Below are 14,795 nucleotides of genomic sequence, written 5' to 3'. Positions count from 1 at the left end.
ACAGGACTGTTTAAATACTAATAATCACGGGTTCGTGTGCTCCCCTTCAGGTGATAGGCAGGGACTTGATGTGATGCTAGGCAATGGCGCAGAAAAAAACCTCACGACCACTGGCTTTTTAGTTCCAGACCGGTGTTACACGCCGTGATGGTACGCAGGCCTTTGGTCCCGTCGGGAATAGGTGGTTGCGCCAGTGTCTCAGTTTCTCGCAGATCATGCTTTAGCGATCTACGTGGCCTTTACGGTCATTTTCCTTTGCATCGTGGTGGCGCTGTCAGCTGCTCTCGGCCCTCGTCGTGTTGGTGCGGCGCGCGGTCGCTCCATGAGCCTTCCTTATGAATCGGGCATTCTCTCCACCGGCTCGGCGCGTATCCGCCTGCCGGTGCAGTATTATCTGCTCGCCGTCTTCTTCGTTATTTTCGACGTGGAAGGTGTGTTCATCTACTCATGGGCTCCCGTGGTGGTCGAGGCTGGTTGGGCTGCCTTCATCTCGGTCGTGACCTTTGTCGTCTTTCTGACGCTCGCCCTGGTCTATCTCTGGCGCAGTGGTGCCCTTGAATGGGGCCCCAAGCACCGCCGCATGCCGGTCAAGGTGCCGCCCAATTCCCCTGTTGAACTTGTCAAAATCCCCGAGCGCGAGGTCGTATAACGATGACTTGGACTCTTACCTCCGCCGTCGGCGAGCCCCGTCTGCAATCCCCTGAGGAACTTCTGGCGCACGAGGACGTGCGCCGTAATCTTGTTGTGGGCAAGCTTCAGGATTTCATTTCCTGGGGGCAGAAGAACTCGGTCTGGCCGTTCAATTTCGGCCTGTCCTGCTGCTACGTGGAAATGGCGACGGCTTTCACGAGCCGCTATGACATTGCGCGCTTCGGCTCCGAAGTGCTGCGCGCCACCCCGCGTGAAGCCGACCTGATCGTGATCGCGGGCACCGTTTTCCGCAAGATGGCCCCTATCGTGAAGTATCTGTATGACCAGATGCTTGAGCCGCGCTGGGTCATCTCCATGGGCTCCTGTGCCAATTCGGGCGGCATGTATGACATCTACAGCGTTGTGCAGGGTGTCGACAGCTTCCTTCCTGTCGATGTGTATGTGCCGGGCTGTCCGCCGCGCCCCGACGCCCTGCTTGAGGGGCTGATGCTGCTGCAGGACTCCATCGGCAAGCAGCGCCGTCCGCTCAGCTGGATGGTGGGTGATCAGGGCGTGACCAAGGTGACGCCTGCCAGCATGCGCGACCTCAAGCGTGAAGAGCGCATGGCGGTCACCAAGCTGCGTACGCCCGACACGATCTGAGGAGCCTGCAGCCATGAGCGAAGTTTTCGACAACAGCCGCGCAGCAGGCATGGGCACGGGCAGCATGGGGGCCTCGGTCGCCGCTTTCCCGCCGCACATGATCATTATGGAAGAAGCTACGCGTGATGGCGTGCCGACTTTCTGGGTCTCGCGCGGCCAGATCCGTGCCGTGCTTCAGGCGGTCAAGGCCGGTGGCGCGCTGCGCATGCTGCTCGACCTGACCTGTGTGGACGAGCGCCAGCGTATCCATCGTGACAATCTGCCGGCATCCGACTTCACGGTCATCTACCACATCCAGTCCTTCGACGGGCCGATCGATGAAGTGCGCTTCAAGGTCCCGCTTGCAGTCGATGATGCCAATATCGCGTCCATCACCGATATCTGGCCAAATTCGAACTGGCTCGAACGTGAGGCATGGGATCTTTTTGGTGTCGTGTTCGAGGGGCATCCGCATCTCTCGCGCATCCTGACACCGCCGACCTGGGTCGGGCACCCCCTGCGCAAGGACCATTACGCCCGCGCGACCGAGCGTCCGCCCTATACGCTCTCCGAAGACCAGGTTTTCGACGAGCAGGAAGCGCTGAAATTCGACCCCGAATCCTGGGGCATGAAGCGTCATTCCGACAACAGCGACTTCATGTTCCTCAATCTCGGCCCGAACCATCCTTCGGTACATGGCGTGTTCCGCGTCGTGCTGCAGCTCGAGGGCGAGTTCATTGTCGATGCGGTGCCCGATATCGGCTTCCATCATCGCGGCGCCGAGAAAATGGCCGAGCGCCAGACCTGGCACAGCTACATCCCCTATACCGATCGTATCGACTATGTCGGCGGGGTGATGAACAACTTCCCCTATGTGATGGGTGTCGAGAAGCTGGCAGGCATCACCGTGCCGCCGCGTGCTCAGCTCATTCGCATCATGCTGGCCGAGTTCTTCCGTATCTCCAGCCATCTCGTGTTCTACGGAACGATGGTGCAGGATCTGGGTCAGCTCTCGCCGGTTTTCTACATCTTCACCGACCGCGAGCGCGTTTTCGAGATCATCGAAAAGATCTGCGGCTTCCGCATGCATCCGGCCTTCTTCCGCATCGGCGGCGTGGCGATGGATCTGCCGCAGGGCTGGGATGGCGAGGTTCGCGCCTTCCTCGATTATCTGCCCAAGCGTCTGGACGAGTACAACGAACTCGTCATGAAGAACCCGATCTTCAAGGCCCGTACCAAGGGCGTTGGCGTCTACAATACCGAAGAGGCGGTAGATTGGGGCGTGACGGGGCCGGGGCTGCGTGCCACGGGTCTGGAATGGGATTATCGTCGCAAGGCGCCCTATTCTGGTTATGACCAGATCGACTTCGATATTCCGACTGCCGTCAACGGCGATTGCTATGATCGCGCTGCGGTGCATATCGAAGAGATCCGCCAGAGCCTGCGCATCATCCGCTACTGCCTCGATAACATGCCGGGCGGGGCCTACAAGGCCGAGCATCCCCTGGCCATGCCGCCGCCGAAGCCGCGCACGATGCATGACATCGAGACGCTCATCCATCACTTCGTGGGCGTCAGCTGGGGGCCGGTCATTCCGCAGGGCGAAGTGCGCTCCTGCATCGAGGCGACCAAGGGTCTCAACCAGTATTACCTCGTGAGCGATGGCGGCACGATGTCCTACCGGACGCGTATCCGCACACCGTCGTTCATTCATCTGCAACAGCTTCCGATGCTGTCACGCGGCACCATGATTGCCGATCTGATTGCCATCATCGGAAGCATCGATTTTGTGATGGCCGATGTCGACCGCTGAACTTACGGCGCAGGACGCCGAACTCCCCAAGGATCTCGTCGATACCTTCATCGACATGGCGGCCCATGAGCATCACCCGCGCGGCGCCGCCATTGAGGCGCTGCGTCTGGTGCAGGAACGCTTCGGCTGGATCAACGACGCGCATCTTGCCCATACGGCACGGATCCTTGGCATGTCCCAGGCCGATCTGGACGGGATTGCCACCTATTTCAACCTGCTGTTCCGCAAGCCGGTCGGCAAGAACGTGGTCATGCTCTGTGACTCCGTGTCCTGCTACATCATGGGTGCGGAACAGACACGCGAGCGCCTTTGCAAGAAGCTGGGCGTGAAAATGGGCGAGACGACGCCGGATGGTGAATTCACCGTTCTGCCCATCGTCTGCCTTGGTCACTGCGACCATGCGCCGGCCATGCTGGTCGGCAAGGACCTGTTCGGTCCTGTCCGTCCGGAAGATATCGACGGGATCATCGACGACATTCGGGCGAGGAAGAAGTGATGACTGGTCTCAACCCCGAAAAGCAGCCGCTCCTGGCGCTCGTCAATCGCGAGACGCCGCTCGATCCGGCTGGCTATGACAAAAAGGGCGGCTGGCGCGGTCTGCGCCGCGCCCTTGGCATGAGCCCTGCGGAGATCATCACCGAGGTGACGGACTCCAAGCTGCGCGGACGCGGCGGCGCCGGGTTCAGCACCGGCATGAAATGGAGCTTCGTTCCCAAGGAATCCTCCAAGGACCGCCTGAAATATATCGTCGCCAATGGTGACGAAATGGAGCCGGGCACCTTCAAGGATCGTATCCTTGTCGAGGGCAACCCGCTCCAGCTTATCGAAGGCATGATCATCTCGGCCTATGCCATCCAGGCACGGCACGGCATCATCTTCCTGCGCGGTGAGTACCATCTGGGTCTGGAGCGCCTGCAGCAGGCGGTCATCCAGGCGCGTGAGGCCGGCTTCCTTGGCGAGAACATTCTCGGCTCTGGTTTCGATTTCGATCTTCACGTCCATCCCTCCGCAGGTCGCTATATCTGCGGTGAGGAAACGGCCCTGATCACGGCACTGGAAGGCCGCCGCGCCAACCCGCGCGCCAAGCCGCCATTTCCCCAGATCGGTGGTCTGTGGGGCGCACCGACGGTCGTGAACAACATCGAGACCTTCAGCAACATCCCGCATATCCTGGCCAATGGCACCGAATGGTATCTGGGGCTGAGCGCCTGCGCCGATGGTGGCACCAAGCTTTACGGTGTCAGCGGTCGCGCCAAGCGTCCGGGTGTGTTCGAGCTGCCTCTGGGCACGTCGCTTGGCGTGATCCTGAACGAATGTGCCGGTGGCATGCAGGACGGCTACAAGCTGCGCGCCTTCCTGCCCGGTGGTGCCTCGACCGCGTTCCTCGGGGCCGAGCACGCTGACATCATCATGGATTACCCGACGCCGGAAAAGGCGGGCAGCCGCCTTGGTACGGGTCTGGCCATCCTGCTCGATGACAAGACCAGCCCGATCGGGATGATCCGCAATCTTGAGCATTTCTTTGCGCAGGAATCCTGTGGCTGGTGCACGCCCTGTCGTGACGGCCTGCCTTGGGTCGAGCGTCTTCTGATTGCCATTGAGGAAGGGCGCGGCACGCCGGAGGATATCGATCGCCTCCATGACGCGGCCCGCCTGATCGGCCCGATGGGGCGCACTTTCTGCGCCCATGCGCCGGGTGCGATTGCGCCTCTGGCCAGCGGCCTGAAGATGTTCGCCGAGGATTTCCAGCTAATGGTTAGCAAGCCCACCTCCGGCACCGCAGAAAGCGGCGCCGCAGGGCAGGCGGCGTAGGAGGAACGGCCCGATGGCAAAAATCGTAATCGACGGCCGCGAGGTTGAAGCACGTTCAGACGTGAACCTTCTGCAGGCCTGTCTCGAGGCAGGGGAAGACCTGCCCTATTTCTGCTGGCACCCGGAACTCGGGTCTGTCGGTGCATGCCGCCAGTGCGCCGTCAAGCAGTATGCCAATGCCGACGACACACGCGGTCGTATCGTCATGGCTTGCATGACGCCGGTGACTGAAGGCGCGATCATCTCGGTTGAAGACCCCGAAGCCAAGGAATTCCGCGGCGAAGTGGTCGAGTGGCTGATGACGAACCACCCGCATGACTGCCCGGTTTGTGAAGAAGGTGGCGAATGTCACCTTCAGGACATGACCGTGATGACCGGTCATCGCGAGCGTCGCTATCGCTTCGACAAGCGCACCCACAACAATCAGGAACTCGGTCCTTTCGTGAAGCACGAAATGAACCGCTGCATCGCCTGCTATCGTTGCGTGCGTTTCTATCGCGATTATGCGGGCGGCCAGGATCTGGGCGTGTTTGCCTCGCACAACAACGTCTATTTCGGCCGTCATGAGAGCGGTACGCTGGAGAGCCCCTTCTCCGGTAACCTCATCGAGGTCTGCCCGACCGGCGTGTTCACCGACAAGCCGTTCTCGAAGATGTACAGCCGCAAATGGGACATGCGCGGCGCACCGTCTGTCTGCTCCAACTGCGCAACAGGCTGCAACACCATCATCAATGAGCGCGCTGGCAAGGTTCGCCGTACGCTCAACCGCTATAATGATGAGGTGAACCGCTACTTCCTGTGCGATCGCGGTCGCTTCGGTCATGGCTGGGTCAATGCCCCGACGCGCCTGCGTTCGGCTGGTTATGTGATCAATGGCGACATGACGCCGGTACCGGCCCAGGCCGCACTGGATCATTTCGGCAAGATCGCGGCTTCGGGCAAGCTGGTGGGCATCGGCTCGCCGCGCGCGTCGCTGGAATCCAACTACGCCCTGCGCAAGCTCGTCGGTGCCGAGAATTTCTCTACCGGCATGGCCGAGCCGCAGCATAGCCTGGTCAAGCTGGCAGCGTCGCTTCTGGCCACTGGTCCGGCGCGCATCGCTACCATGCATGAGATGGAAACCGCTGACGGCGCCCTGATCCTGGGTGAGGATGTCTCGGCAACTTCGCCGCGCATGAGCCTGGCACTGCGCCAGATCAAGCGCACGGCCTTCAACAAGGCTGCCGATCAGGCCCGTGTCCCTCACTGGATGGACGCCTCGGTGCGTACGCTGGGTCAGGACACGATTTCGCCGCTGTTCGTAGTGTCGCCCACGGTGACCGATCTGGACGGTTTCGCGCAGGATGCCATCCGCGCCATGCCGGAAGATGCGGCACGTCTCGGCTTTGCCATCGCACATCGCATCGACGCGTCGGCCCCCGATGTGACTGGTCTCACCGAAGCCGAGGCGGCTTCCGCTTCGCTCATTGCTGAAGCCCTGCTGGCTGCCGAGAAGCCCCTGCTGGTTTCGGGCCTGCAATACGCTTCGGCTGCCCTGCTTCAGGCAACGGCCAACATTGCCTCTGCTCTGGCTGCCAAGGGCAAGACGCCGCTCATCAGCTTCGTCCTGCCGGAAGCCAACTCGATGGGCCTCGCGCTGATGGACGGGCTCTCGCTCGACGAGATCGCCGCTCGCGCCGCCGATGCCACGCTGATCGTTCTCGAAAACGATCTGAGCCGCCGCCTCGATGGTGCGCAGTTCGAGGCGCTGGTGGGGAGTGCGGCCAACCTCGTGGTGCTTGATCATTCGGTCACCCCGACGGCCATTCGCTCTCAGATCACCTTCCCCTCGGCAGCCTATTCCGAGACGGATGGCACGCTGGTCAGTGCCGAGGGCCGCGCCCAGCGCTTCTTCCAGGTGGTCTATCCCGACGCCCCGCTTCAGGCGGGCTGGCGCTGGATTGCCGATATGGCGCAGGCCGCTGGCCTCAGCCATGTGCAGCCCTGGGGCAAGCTGGACGATCTGATTGCCGAGATTGCCGCGACGATGCCGGTTTTCGCCCGCATCCCCGAGGCAGCACCGGGTTCGGACTATGAACTCGAAGGCACGCCGCTGCGCAGCCAGACGCATCGCGTCAGCGGACGTACGGCCATTCGTGCCAATATCAGTGTGCGCGACATTCCGCCGCCGAGCTCGCCCGACACACCGCTGCATTCCACGATGGAAGGCTCCTACAGCACCGACATGCCCGGCACGCTCGTGCCGTTCTATCAGGTGCCCGGCTGGAACTCCGAGCAGTCGCTGAACCGTTTCCAGCAGGAAATTGGCGGCAAGATGCGTGGTGGTGATTGCGGCGTGCGTCTGGTGGAAGGGGTAGCCAATGCGGCAGGCTCCTATGCCATGGACGTGCCGTCGGCTTTCGCCCCGCGTGCCGGTCAGTTCATGCTTCTGCCGGAAGCCCGCGTATTCGGTACGGATGAGATGAGCATGATGGCCCAGCCTATTGCCGAGCGCGCCGCCCCTGCGGTGGTGCGTATCGGTGGTACCGTGGCCAAGGGTGCTCAGGTCCGTCTGTCGCTGAATGGCGAAGTGTTTACGGTCGATGCCGTCTCTGACTCTTCTCTTCCCGAAGGTGTCGCCACATGCCCGCCGCATATGGTGTCCCGCTCCTGGTCGGCACCGGGCTGGGTTTCTCTTGAAATCATGGCGCCTGCCGAGCGTATTGGAACGGAGAGCGCGGTATGATGCCCATCGTGTGGCCAATTCTTGTGATCGTCGTGACCGTCTTTGGCGTTCTCGGCGTCGCAGCGGTCTCGACCATGCTGGAGCGCCGCCTGCTTGGCGTGTTCCAGGATCGCCCCGGCCCTAACCGCGTCGGCCCGTTCGGCCTGTTTCAGGTCATCGCCGATGCGATGAAGATGCTGTTCAAGCAGGACTGGATTCCGCCTTTTGCGGACAAGCCGGTCTTTCTTGTCGCGCCGATCATCGGCTTTCTAGCCGTTCTGCTTTGCTTCGGAGTCGTGCCCATCACCCCCATCTGGGGTGTGGCGGGTGAGCTGAATGTCGGCCTGCTTTTCATCTTCGGCATGCTGGGCCTTGGCGTTTATTCGGTGGTTCTCGCCGGGTGGTCGTCCAACAACAAATACGCCCTGCTTGGTGGCATGCGTGCCGCCGCCCAGATGATCTCCTATGAAGTGTTCATGGGCCTGTCGGTCATGGGCGTTGTCATGGCGGCCGGTTCGTTCAGCATTCGCGACATCGTGGAAGCCCAGACCCATTGCTGGTTCATCATCCCGCAATGCCTGGGTGCCGTGATCTTCCTGCTTGCCGGTATTGCCGAAACGCATCGTCTGCCTTTCGACTTTCCGGAAGGTGAAAACGAAATCGGCGCAGGCTTCCATACCGAGTATTCGGGCATGAAATTCGGCATGTTCTACCTTGCCGAATATGCCGGTGTCGCACTCAGCTCGGCCCTGATCACCACGCTCTACCTTGGTGGCTGGCATGGCCCGTTCCTGCCGCCCTTCCTGTGGTTTGCGATCAAGGTTTTCCTGCTGATCTGCTTCTACATCCTGCTGCGCGCAGCACTGCCCCGTCCTCGTTACGACCAGCTGATGTCCTTCGGCTGGAAGGTGCTGCTGCCGCTGTCTCTTCTTAACATTCTGGTCACCGGCGCGGTCGTTCTGCTGCGCGCGGGCGTCTGAGAGGGGGCGCGCCATGCTTGGTATTCTCCGCACCATATGGATGACGTTCCTGCACATGTTTCATCGCAATGAAACGGTGCAGTATCCGGACGTCAAACCGTACCTGTCCCCCCGCTATCGCGGTCGTATCGTCCTCACCCGCGATCCGAGCGGCGAAGAGCGCTGCGTGGCCTGTAATCTGTGCGCCGCGGCCTGCCCGGTAGATTGCATCAGCCTGCAGAAAGGCGAGAAGGAAGGGCGCTGGTATCCGGAATTCTTCCAGATCAATTTCTCACGCTGCATCTTCTGCGGTTTCTGTGAGGAAGCCTGCCCGACCTACGCCATTCAGCTCACGCCCGATTTCGAGATGAGCGAATATGTGCGCCAGAACCTGGTTTACGAGAAGGAAGACCTCCTGATCAGCGGACCCGGCAAGGTACATGATTACAGCTTCTATAATGTGTCGGGGCTCAAGATCCCGGGCAAGAACAAAGGTGAAGCCGAAAATGAAGCCAAGCCTATCGACATTCATGCACTGATGCCCTGATCATGAATATCATGCTTGAACTCTATGGGCTGATCGCCATCGGCGCGACCGCGTTGGCGATTACCCGCACCATCCCCGTTCACGGCCTGCTTTACCTTGTCGTGTCGCTTCTGGCGCTCGCCTGCATGTTTGAAGAGCTGGGCGCGCCTTTTGCCGCCATGCTCGAAATCATCGTCTATGCCGGCGCGATCATGGTCTTGTTCGTGTTTGTGGTCATGATGATCAATCTGGGCCAGCCCGACCAGCTTCGTGAAAAAGGCTGGTTTGCCGGTGGCGCCTGGATTGGCCCCAGCGTGATTTCGCTGCTGCTGATGGGTCTGCTGGTCTATGGCGTGAGCCACAACACCATGGCGGTGGGCACCGTTGGCGCGCCGATCGGCCCCAAGGCGGTCGGTCTGACGCTTTATGGCCCCTATATCCTGACCGTCGAGCTTTCCTCGTTCCTGCTTCTGGCAGGACTTGTGAGCGCCTATCACATCGGCCGCCGGATCGGAGGGAAATCCTGATATGACTGCTGCCGATCCCAATGGCGCGCTCATTGTCGCCGTCATACTCTTTTCACTCGGAGCGTTGGGCGTCCTTGTACGCCGCAACCTGCTCTTCATGCTGATGTCGACCGAAATCATGCTCAATGCCGCTTGCCTCGCGTTCATCGCGGCGGGCAATCGCTGGCATATGGCGGATGGTCAGGTCATGTTCATCATGGTGGTCGCCTTCGCTGCTGCGGAATCCGCAGTTGGCCTGGCCATCATCCTGCGCATGCATGCAGCCGGACGCTCCACGCTAGATGCCGATACCGGCAATCGTCTGGGGGGTTAGTCTCGTGGCCATGCTGCTTCCGCTTGTCATTTTCTGCCCCCTGGCGGTCTCCATCATCCTGATGCTGACCGGGGGCAAGCTCCCCGCACGGGCAACGACGCTTCTCGTCGGTGCCGGTATGGGGCTTTGTGCGCTTTTCGCCGTCATTTCGGCCTATAGCTTCCTTTCCGGCCCAGACTCGCTCGGTTCGCTGCACGTCGTGCTGTGGAACTGGATGAATGTCGGCTCCTTCAACGCCCAGATCGCGCTCACGCTCGACCGGCTCTCACTGGTCATGATGCTGGTGGTGTCCTGCGTCGGCTTCCTCATTCTCGTCTATGCCTGTGCCTACATGTATGACGACGAGGACATCGCGCGTTTCTTCACCTACATGACCCTGTTCGTTGCCTCCATGCTTCTGCTGGTTCTGGCATCGGATCTGCTGGGTGTGTTCATCGGGTGGGAAGGCGTGGGCCTTTGCTCCTATCTGCTCATTGGCTTCTGGTATGGCGAGCAGGCCAATGCCATCGCCGCACGCAAGGCCTTCGTGGTTACGCGTGTTGGCGATGCACTGTTCCTGCTGGGTATGCTGCTGATGGCAACAGCCGTTGGCTCGCTGGACATCCCGACGCTTCTGGCCGTCGGCCCCCATGCCGCACCGCGTACGCTGACGCTGGGGATGTTTCTGCTGCTGGGTGGTGCGATGGCCAAATCGGCCCAGGTGCCGCTCCAGACCTGGTTGCCTGACGCCATGGCCGGCCCGACGCCAGTCTCGGCGCTCATCCATGCTGCGACCATGGTCACGGCGGGTGTCTATCTTCTGGCGCGTCTGCATGGTCTGTTCGTTCTCACGCCGCTGGCAATGTTCGCCTGCGCCATTGTGGGTTTCGTGACCATTCTGCTCGCTGCGGGCAGCGCTCTGGTCCAGACCGACATCAAGCGCATCCTCGCCTATTCCACCATGAGCCAGCTCGGCTACATGTACCTCGCGCTCGGCTGCGGCGCCTGGCATGCCGCCATGTTCCATCTCGTCACGCATGCCTTCTTCAAGGCTCTGCTCTTCATGGCGGCGGGTTCGATCATCCTGCGCGTCCATCACGAGCAGGACATCTTCAAGATGGGTGGTCTGCGCAAGGACATGCCGTGGGTGTTTGCAGCCTTCCTGATTGGTTCGGCTGCACTGGCGGGTCTGCCGCTGATCACCGCCGGTTACTTCTCGAAAGAGCTCATTCTGGGCAGCGCCTATGATCTGAGCCCGATCTTCTGGGCCGGTGCACTGTTTGGTGCCTTCCTGACCTCCATCTATATCTTCCGCTGCGTGTTCATCGTGTTCTGGGGCGGGCATCGCACCCACGCACATGGCAAGTCGGGCATCGCCATGGCCCTGCCCATGGGGATCCTGTCCGTGCTCGCCATTGCGGGCGGCTGGATGGAAATGCCGGATGCCATCGCACACGTGCATATCTTCTCCAATCTTCTTTCCCCCGTGCTCGGTGCCCTGCCTGAAGAGCACAATACCAGCCTGCTCATTCTCGGCTCTCTCGTGCCGATTGCCGGCGTGACCATCGCCTGGACGCTGTGGCGCCCGAAAGGCGAAGCACCGGTTGCTGCCGAAAGCCCTGCCATTTCGACGCTGCGCGCCGATTGGGGTTTCGACACGCTGTATGACCGGGTTTTCGTACGGCCGTTCATGGTGCTTGCCCATCTGAACCGTCGTGATTTCATCGATCGTTTCTATGATCTGGTTGCAGCCCTGACCCAGGGCGGTGGATACGCTGTTGCGAAGCTGCAGAGCGGCCAGGTGCGTCGCTATGCCGGCTGGATCGCAGCAGGAACGGTTGCAGCTCTTTGTCTGGCGGTATGATGATGTTGGCACTTCCCGCTCTTGTTCTGATCCCCTTCATCGGGGGTCTTGCAGCCTGGCTTGTCGGGCTGCGCGGCGCCTCGCGCGCGGCGTCGGTTTCCTCGCTCATCACGCTTGTGCTGATGGTGATCCTGCTCGCGCAGGTCACACTCAGCGCGTTGTCAGGCGGTGCCAGCGCCGGGGGATGGCTTGGCCATTTCTCCATGGCCTGGGTGCCTATGCTGGGCATCAATGTCCGGCTCGACATTGACGGTCTGAGCCTCGTCATGCTGTGGCTCAACGCACTGATCTCCCTGCCTTGCGCGCTGCTCAGCGCACGCAACGTGGCAGATCGCGCAGGCCTGTTTCACTTCCTGCTGCTGGCAACGGTGGCCGGGATCAACGGCGTCTTCATGGCGACCGACCTGTTCCTGTTCTTCTTCTTCTGGGAGCTGATGCTCCTGCCGCTCTTCGGGGTTATCCTGATCTGGGGTGATGCAGGGCGCCAGCGCGCTGCGCTGAAGTTCTTCCTGTTCACGCAGGGAAGTGGCCTGCTGATGCTGCTGGCCATTCTTGGCCTTGTCATCGTCAACGCCCAGCGCACCGGCGTCATTACGTTCGACTACTTTGCCCTGTCACAGACGGCGCTGATTGCGCCCATCGCCCCGGTGCTGATGCTTGGCTTCTTCATCGCTTTTGCGGTCAAGCTGCCTATGGTGCCTTTCCATTCGTGGCTGCCAGACACCTATGCGGCATCGCCTGCCGCTGCGAGCATTCTGCTTTCGGGTGTTCTGGCAAAGACGGGTGGCTATGGCCTGATCCGCTTCGTGGTCATGCTCTTCCCCGGTCCTGCGGCGCATCTCGCACCCATCGCCATGACGCTTGGCGTGGTCGGTATCCTGTACTGCGCATGGCTTGCCGTGGCGCAGGACGATATCAAGCGCCTCATTGCCTATTCCTCCATCAGCCATCTTGGCTTCATCCTGCTGGGTGTGTTCTCGGGCACACGCATCGGTATGGAGGGTGCCATCGCCCAGATGGTGGCGCATGGTCTCAGCACGGGCGCTCTGTTCGTGATCGCAGGACTTCTGGAAGATCGTCTGGGGACGCGTGACATGTCGCGCATGGGCGGGCTCTGGCCTGCCATGCCGCAGTTCTCGGCATTTGCCATGTTCTTCGCTGCGGCCTCGCTTGGCCTTCCGGGGCTGGGCAACTTTGTCGGTGAGTACCTGGTGCTCATGGGCACATGGCAGGTCAGCCATACCATGACGTTCTTCGCAGCGGCTGGTCTGGTGCTGTCGTCGGTCTATTCGCTCACCATGATGCTGCGCGTCTTCTATGGTCCGAAAAAGACCGATGCCGTGGCACCGCTTGGTGCGCCTTCCGTGCCGCATCTCGCTGTCCTTGGTGTGGCAGCCCTTCTTCTCCTTGCGCTTGGCGTCTATCCGCAGCCGGTTCTCAACCTGTCGGCACCGGCCAGCCCCCATGTCGTGAGCATCGCTCAGGAGCAGGCCCAGTAATGTCTTTCTCGTTCCTCCCCAATGCGGTGCTGGTGCTGTGCCTCGGAAGCCTGGTGCAGCTCGCAGCCATCTCCTGGCGGCGTCATGTCGTTCGTGATGCCATTCTGTGCGTGATCGTTCTTCTGGCATCGCTGGCCTCGATCATGCTGCCGACCGTGCTCGTCATGACGGGTGCCACCCCGCTTTTTGCCCCCGATACATGGGCCTCTTTTGCCGGTGCACTGATCATTCTCTCCGCACTGGCAATCGTGCTGATGTCGCGCCATGGCGCCATCAGTGCTGACCCGAGTGTGAACAGCGAGTATTTCCTGCTGCTTACCCTGGCCACACTGGGTGGCGTGGCCATGACCGGCGCGGTTCATTTCGTGTCGTTCTTCCTTGGTCTCGAAACGCTCAGCCTGGCCCTGCTTGGCCTGATTGCGTTCCACAACCAGCGTCTCGACGCCGGTGAAGCCGCGATGAAGTATCTGCTTCTTTCGGGTGTCGCATCGGCCACGATGGTGTTCGGTTTTGCGCTGATCTACGCCGAGACCGGATCGCTGCGCTTTGCAGCCCCCGATCTCAGCCATGTTCCCGAGCCGATCATTGGTGTGATGGGGGTTATCCTCATCCTGTCAGGCATGTTCTTTAAACTGTCTGCCGTGCCGTTCCATCTCTGGCTGGCCGATGTGCTTGAAGGCACGTCCGTACCGGTGGCCGCCCTGGTCGCCGTGACATCCAAGATCGCGCTTTTTGCGGCCATGCTGCGCTACTTCTCCGCCGTCAATCTCTATGCGCCCAGCGCACAGGTGAACGAGATCCTGATCGTGGCCGTGCTCAGCATGCTGGGTGGTAACCTGATGGCCGTGGTGCAGACGGATCTGCGTCGCCTGCTCGCCGGGTCGTCCATCGCGCATGTTGGCTATCTGCTGGTGGCTTTCCTGTCACCGGGGCCGTTCGGCGTGGCTTCGGCTGCCTTTTACCTGGCGGCCTATGCGATCTCGACGCTTGGCGTGTTTGCCATCATGAACGGTGTGCTGCCCCAGGGTACCGATATCCGTGAATGGCACGGGCTGTTCCGTCGTAAGCCTGCTGCAGCGCTGGCCATGTCGATCATGCTGATTTCGCTGGCAGGTATCCCCCCGGCAGTCGGCTTCTTTGCGAAGTTCTATGTGGCGGCTGCGGGCGTTTCGGCCCATCGCACGCTTCTGCTCTTCGTTCTGATCGCCAGCAGCACGATCGGTCTGTTCTATTATCTGCGCCTGATCCTGATCATGCTGACGCCTGCGCCAGCAGATCGCGAGACCCGCGCGGAACTGACGGCGCCCACGCCGGTCAATGCAGCACTGATCACTGTGCTGGCCTGCGCCACCATCCTGCTGGGCATTTGCCCGAGCACGCTGGTCCAGCGCAGCCAGTCTCTGGTTGTGGCCCCGCCTCTCCCTGCGGCGCCAGCAACCTTGCCCTGACGAAGGCTCTCCCGAACTGGCGACTACATGGCCGCCAGTTCAGAAAGTCGATGAAAGCTGCATGTCCGTCGGGCGTGCA

General features: G+C 61.1%; 13 protein-coding genes. All 13 read left to right on the top strand.

Going from position 1 to position 14,795, the window contains the following annotated elements; all coding sequences use genetic code 11:
* Positions 1-193: 193 nt before the first annotated feature.
* Genes Asbog_RS11955 through Asbog_RS11895 form a run of 13 tightly spaced genes read left to right on the top strand, consistent with a single transcriptional unit; the run spans position 194 to position 14,716 of the window.
* Complete coding sequence (locus tag Asbog_RS11955) at positions 194-649, top strand: NADH-quinone oxidoreductase subunit A (protein ID WP_031241229.1); 456 nt, start codon at positions 194-196, stop codon at positions 647-649.
* A 2-nt stretch (positions 650-651) separates the two neighbouring features.
* A complete protein-coding gene (locus Asbog_RS11950) occupies positions 652-1,293 on the top strand; it encodes an NADH-quinone oxidoreductase subunit B (protein ID WP_023979422.1) in 642 nt (213 codons plus the stop codon).
* Positions 1,294-1,306: 13 nt separating this feature from the next.
* Positions 1,307-3,085 carry an NADH-quinone oxidoreductase subunit C/D gene (gene nuoC / locus Asbog_RS11945; RefSeq protein WP_062165296.1) on the top strand — a complete coding sequence of 593 codons (1,779 nt, stop codon included), beginning with the start codon at positions 1,307-1,309 and terminating at the stop codon, positions 3,083-3,085.
* Positions 3,072-3,581, top strand: a complete 510-nt coding sequence (gene nuoE, locus Asbog_RS11940) for an NADH-quinone oxidoreductase subunit NuoE (RefSeq protein WP_023979424.1) — start codon at positions 3,072-3,074, stop codon at positions 3,579-3,581. Before nuoC ends, nuoE begins: the two co-directional genes overlap by 14 nt.
* Positions 3,581-4,897 (top strand): NADH-quinone oxidoreductase subunit NuoF, encoded by a 1,317-nt coding sequence (gene nuoF, locus Asbog_RS11935; RefSeq protein WP_062165295.1) that lies wholly within the window; start codon positions 3,581-3,583, stop codon positions 4,895-4,897. Before nuoE ends, nuoF begins: the two co-directional genes overlap by 1 nt.
* Positions 4,898-4,910: 13 nt before the next feature.
* Positions 4,911-7,622: an NADH-quinone oxidoreductase subunit NuoG gene (gene nuoG / locus Asbog_RS11930; protein ID WP_062165294.1), complete on the top strand. Its 2,712-nt coding sequence runs from the start codon at positions 4,911-4,913 to the stop codon at positions 7,620-7,622.
* Positions 7,619-8,581: an NADH-quinone oxidoreductase subunit NuoH gene (gene nuoH, locus Asbog_RS11925; protein ID WP_031241233.1), complete on the top strand. Its 963-nt coding sequence runs from the start codon at positions 7,619-7,621 to the stop codon at positions 8,579-8,581. The genes nuoG and nuoH overlap by 4 nt, the downstream gene beginning before the upstream one ends.
* A gap of 13 nt (positions 8,582-8,594) precedes the next feature.
* Positions 8,595-9,107, top strand: coding sequence for an NADH-quinone oxidoreductase subunit NuoI (gene nuoI, locus Asbog_RS11920; protein WP_023979429.1), 513 nt, complete (start codon positions 8,595-8,597; stop codon positions 9,105-9,107).
* A gap of 2 nt (positions 9,108-9,109) precedes the next feature.
* Positions 9,110-9,613 carry an NADH-quinone oxidoreductase subunit J gene (nuoJ, locus tag Asbog_RS11915; protein WP_023979430.1) on the top strand — a complete coding sequence of 168 codons (504 nt, stop codon included), beginning with the start codon at positions 9,110-9,112 and terminating at the stop codon, positions 9,611-9,613.
* A 1-nt stretch (position 9,614) separates the two neighbouring features.
* A complete protein-coding gene (gene nuoK, locus Asbog_RS11910; RefSeq protein ID WP_023979431.1) occupies positions 9,615-9,926 on the top strand; it encodes an NADH-quinone oxidoreductase subunit NuoK in 312 nt (103 codons plus the stop codon).
* Positions 9,895-11,769 (top strand): NADH-quinone oxidoreductase subunit L, encoded by a 1,875-nt coding sequence (nuoL, locus tag Asbog_RS11905; protein ID WP_231944577.1) that lies wholly within the window; start codon positions 9,895-9,897, stop codon positions 11,767-11,769. Before nuoK ends, nuoL begins: the two co-directional genes overlap by 32 nt.
* Positions 11,766-13,268 carry a complex I subunit 4 family protein gene (locus Asbog_RS11900; protein WP_307723604.1) on the top strand — a complete coding sequence of 501 codons (1,503 nt, stop codon included), beginning with the start codon at positions 11,766-11,768 and terminating at the stop codon, positions 13,266-13,268. The genes nuoL and Asbog_RS11900 overlap by 4 nt, the downstream gene beginning before the upstream one ends.
* Positions 13,268-14,716, top strand: coding sequence for an NADH-quinone oxidoreductase subunit N (locus Asbog_RS11895; RefSeq protein WP_023979434.1), 1,449 nt, complete (start codon positions 13,268-13,270; stop codon positions 14,714-14,716). Before Asbog_RS11900 ends, Asbog_RS11895 begins: the two co-directional genes overlap by 1 nt.
* The last annotated feature ends 79 nt before the right edge of the window (positions 14,717-14,795 follow it).

The sequence above is a fragment of the Asaia bogorensis NBRC 16594 genome, from assembly GCF_001547995.1.
In the GTDB taxonomy this organism is placed as follows: Bacteria; Pseudomonadota; Alphaproteobacteria; order Acetobacterales; family Acetobacteraceae; genus Asaia; species Asaia bogorensis.
Note: the sequence above shows the minus strand (reverse complement) of the source record. Positions and strands in the feature narration are given on the sequence as shown.